Source organism: Inquilinus limosus MP06, assembly GCF_000767795.1.
GTDB classification, from domain to species: domain Bacteria; phylum Pseudomonadota; class Alphaproteobacteria; order DSM-16000; family Inquilinaceae; genus Inquilinus; species Inquilinus limosus_E.
In genome coordinates this window covers 1-4,284 of record NZ_JANX01000542.1, presented here as the reverse complement: position 1 = coordinate 4,284, position 4,284 = coordinate 1, and the positions used below count along the sequence as shown (strand labels likewise).

Annotated in this window: 3 protein-coding genes; 1 reads left to right on the top strand and 2 read right to left on the bottom strand. The window is 69.9% G+C overall.

The annotated features are described in order from the left end of the window. Positions 1-130 precede the first annotated feature (130 nt). Both P409_RS27915 and P409_RS27910 read right to left on the bottom strand, forming a co-directional pair. Positions 131-658, bottom strand: a complete 528-nt coding sequence (locus P409_RS27915) for a GNAT family N-acetyltransferase (RefSeq protein ID WP_034846102.1) — start codon at positions 656-658, stop codon at positions 131-133. Positions 659-684: 26 nt separating this feature from the next. Continuing rightward, positions 685-1,815, bottom strand: a complete 1,131-nt coding sequence (locus P409_RS27910; RefSeq protein WP_034846098.1) for a type III PLP-dependent enzyme — start codon at positions 1,813-1,815, stop codon at positions 685-687. A gap of 646 nt (positions 1,816-2,461) precedes the next feature. Here P409_RS27910 and P409_RS27905 point away from each other — a divergent pair. Beyond that, on the top strand, positions 2,462-4,284 hold a 1,823-nt coding region (locus tag P409_RS27905), incomplete at its 3' end, for a transglycosylase domain-containing protein (RefSeq protein WP_052121488.1).

Genomic DNA, 4,284 nt, shown 5'->3' with positions numbered 1-4,284 from the left:
AGACCCGGCTTGTCCGAGCTGCAGCAGACTTTGCCAAACGTTTGATGTCAGTCGAGCGGCGCCAAACCCCTCCCCCTACCCCCTCCCGCAAGGGGAGGGGGAGGATAGAAGGGGCGCATCAGCCTCAGCTTCACGCGACCGCGGCCGCCGGCTCGTACCGTACCGGCATCCCGTCGGCGCGGCCGATCAGGCCGCGGGCGTTGGCCAGCGCGCCCGGCACCAGCTCCAGGCCCAGCAGCCGGTCGTAGTCGACCGGCCCCGGCAGCATCAGGCCGAGGGTCAGGTCGCGCCGGAAGCCGAAGCGGCGGTAGTACGGCTCGTCGCCGACCAGGATCACGCTCTGGTGGCCGAAGGCCACGGCGCGCGACAGGCCGGCCCGCATCAGCCGCGAGCCGACGCCGGTCGAGCGCAGCCCCTCGGCCACCGCGAGCGGGCCGAGCAGGACGGTCTCGCCGACGCCGCCGACCTGGATCGGCCAGAAGCGCAGCGTGCCCACCAGCTCGCCATCCTCGATCGCGACCAGGCCCAGCTCGTTGTTCGGCCGCACCCCGTCGCGCAGCCGGTAGACGGTCTTGCCGAAGCGCCCCTCGCCGAAGCAGTCGGCGACAAGGCTCTCGATGGCGGCCGCGTGGCGCGGCCGCTCCCGCATGATGTCCATGAACCCGATCCCCACCCGTATGAGGTTCAGATGTAATAGGCCTTGAGGGGGGCGAAGCCGTTGAAGGCGACCGCCGAATAGGTCGTCGTGTAGGCGCCGGTGCCGTGGATCAGCACCTTGTCGCCGATCGCGAGCGAGACCGGCATCGGGTAGGGCGTCTTCTCGTACAGCACGTCGGCGCTGTCGCAGGTCGGGCCGGCCAGGATGGCGGGCTCGGACGCGTCGCCGTCATGGATCGTGCTGATCGGGTAGCGGATCGCCTCGTCCATGGTCTCGGCCAGGCCGCCGAACTTGCCGATGTCGAGATACACCCAGCGGGTGTTGTCGTTCGCCGACTTGTTCGAGATCAGCACCACCTCGGTCTGGATCACGCCGGCATTGCCGACCATGCCGCGGCCCGGCTCGATGATGGTCTCGGGCAGGCGGTTGCCGAAATGCTGGCGCAGGCTGGCGTCGATGGCGCGGCCATAGGCCTCCGGCGTCGGCACCTCCTTGAGGTACCTGGTCGGGAAGCCGCCGCCGAGATTGACCATCTTCAGCTCGATGCCCTTGGCCGCCAGGTCGCGGAAGATCGCGGCCGCCGACTCCAGCGCCTGGTCCCAGGCACCGGTGTCGCGCTGCTGCGACCCGACATGGAACGACACGCCATAGGGGTCGAGGCCCAGGCCCGGCGCCATCGCCAGCAGCTCGCGCGCCATGCTCGGCTCGCAGCCGAACTTGCGCGACAGCGGCCACTCGGCGCCCTCGCCCGAGGTCAGGATGCGGCAGAACACGCGGCTGCCCGGCGCGACCTCGGCGATCTTGCGCAGCTCCGCCTCGCTGTCGAAGGCGAACAGGCGCACGCCGAGGGCATAGGCGGTGGCGATGTCGACCCGCTTCTTGATGGTGTTGCCGAAGGAGACGCGGTCCGGGGTGGCGCCGGCGGCCAGCGCGTCGCGGATCTCGACGACGCTGGCGGTGTCGAAGCACGAGCCCAGCGCGGCCAGCAGCGACAGGATCTCCGGCGCCGGATTGGCCTTCACCGCGTAGAAGATGCGGCTGTCGGGCAGGGCGGCGGCCAGGGCCTGGTAGTTGCCGGCGACGACGTCGAGGTCCAGCACGAGGCACGGGGTCTCGGGACGTCGCTCTTCCAGGAAGGAGGCAATCTTGGTGTTCATGGGGACTGATCCCTCACGGCAAGCCAGTTCAAACCCAACCGTTGCCTGAGGCGCCCCGCCTCTGCTCACCGGCGACGAAACCCGGCGGCACATGCGGTTCCGGATTGCAGAGACGGGATCGCGGGACGACGCCATAGGGCGACACCCGGGAAACCATCCAGACAATCACGGAAGAGGAACCCTCTCCGCACATGCAACCGAAAAACTTCTCTTCAACCCAGCCGGCCGGAGCCGGACAGACCGAGGAGACGCGTGACGTCGTTGCTGTGCCCACCTTGGATCGGTGTTGGTCGACCGGGTGGGCCGGGGCACGTGCGAATACGTTCCGAGGGGTCAAATACGGTCGGTGCCCCCCTGATGCAAGTGAAATTTTGTTGTCGGGAAATTTACCCCGTCACCGTGACGCCACAGCCTCAGCCGATTCCTGAATTCCGCCGCATTCCAGCTTGATATTGCGGGATTCTCGCGAGATAAGTTCAGCATTATGACGACCCGCTCTTCCGGCAGACCTGCCTTGCGCGCCACCGGTGGCCGCTCCCGGACGAGCACGTCCGGCGGCAAGTCCTCGCCGCGCCGCCCCAAATCGCCGTCCCGGTCGACTCAGAAGCCGCGCAAGTCCCCGGGCCGCCGGCACTGGCTGTGGGGCGTGGCCAAATGGGGCGCGGTGCTGTCGATCTGGGGCGTCATCGCGCTGGGCGTCGTCGTCGCCTATTTCGCCTATGACCTGCCCGACATCCGCCAGGTGGCGATGCCGGAGCGGCGGACGGCCATCACCGTGGTCGCCGCCGATGGCGGCCAGATCGCCCGCTACGGCGACATGACCGGCGACATGGTCCAGGCCTCGGCCCTGCCGAAGCACCTGACCCAGGCGGTGATGGCGATCGAGGACCGCCGCTTCTATCACCATTACGGCATCGACCCGATCGGCGTGGCCCGGGCGCTGTGGGTGAACTACCGGGCCGGCCGGGCCGTCCAGGGCGGGTCCACCATCACCCAGCAGGCCGCCAAGAACCTGTTCCTGACGCCGGAGCGGACGGTCCGCCGCAAGATCCAGGAGGCGATCCTGGCGGTGTGGCTGGAGATGAACTTCTCCAAGGACCAGATCCTCACCGCCTATCTCAACCGCGTCTATTTCGGCTCCGGCACCTACGGCATCGACGCCGCCGCCAGGGCCTATTTCGGCGTGCCGGCGACCGATGTGAACCTGGAGCAGGCGGCCATCCTGGCCGGCCTCTTGAAGGCGCCGTCGCGCTATTCGCCGGACCGCGACCCGGAGGCGGCGCGGCAGCGCGCCGACGTGGTGCTGGCGGCGATGGTCGATGCCGGCTTCATCACCGACAAGCAGCTGAAGGCGGCCGACGACCAGCCGCCGGTGCCGCCGCGCCGGCCGGGCGGCGGCTCGGGCAGCCGCTACTTCGCCGACTGGATCGCCGACCAGGTGCCGGATTTCGCCAACACCGCGGCCCCGGCCCTGACCGTGCAGACCACGCTGGTGCCGTCGCTGCAGCGCGCGGCCGAGAGCATCGTCGACGCCCGCATGGCCGAGGATGGCGGCAAGGTCGGCGCCAGCCAGGCGGCGCTGGTGGCGATGCGGCCGGACGGGGCGGTGGTGGCCATGGTCGGCGGCCGCGGCTACAGCCAGAGCCAGTTCAACCGCGCGGTCACGGCGCAGCGCCAGCCCGGCTCCTCCTTCAAGATGTTCGCCTATCTGGCGGCGGTGGAGCAGGGGCTGACGCCGGACAGCCTGGTGCTGGACGCGCCGATCACGATCAAGAACTGGTCGCCGGGCAACTATGACGGCAAGTTCCACGGCGAGGTGACGGCGCGCGAGGCGCTGGCCAAATCCTACAACACCGCCGCGGTGCGCATGCTGCAGCGGGCGGGCATCGACAAGACCATCGGCCTGGCCCGGCGCCTCGGCATCAACTCGCCGCTGCGGCCGGAGCTGTCGCTGGCGCTCGGCACCAGCGAGGTCAACCTGCTGGAGCTGACCGCCGCCTATGCCGCGCTGGCCAACAGCGGCAACGGCGTCTGGCCCTACGGCGTCGACCGCATCACCGGCGCGCCGGGCACCGACCCGATCTACACCCGCTACGGCGGCGGCCCGGGCGAGGCGGTGCTGCCCTGGCATGTCGAGGCGATCAACCGCATGCTGGCCGCCACCATGACCATCGGCACCGGCCGCAGCGCCCGGCTCGACCGGCCCTCGGCGGGCAAGAGCGGCACCAGCCAGGGCTACCGCGACGCCTGGTTCATCGGCTTCACGGCGGATTACGTGGTCGGCGTCTGGGTGGGCAATGACGACGGCACGCCGATGGACAAGGTGACCGGCGGCAGCCTGCCGGCGAAGATCTGGCACGACTTCATGGTCGAGGCCGAGCGCGGCCGGCCGGTCAAGCCGCTCTTGGGCGTCGACGATTCGCTGCCCGCCGCGGTCGCCACCGCCGGGTCGGGCGCCGCCGCGCCCGC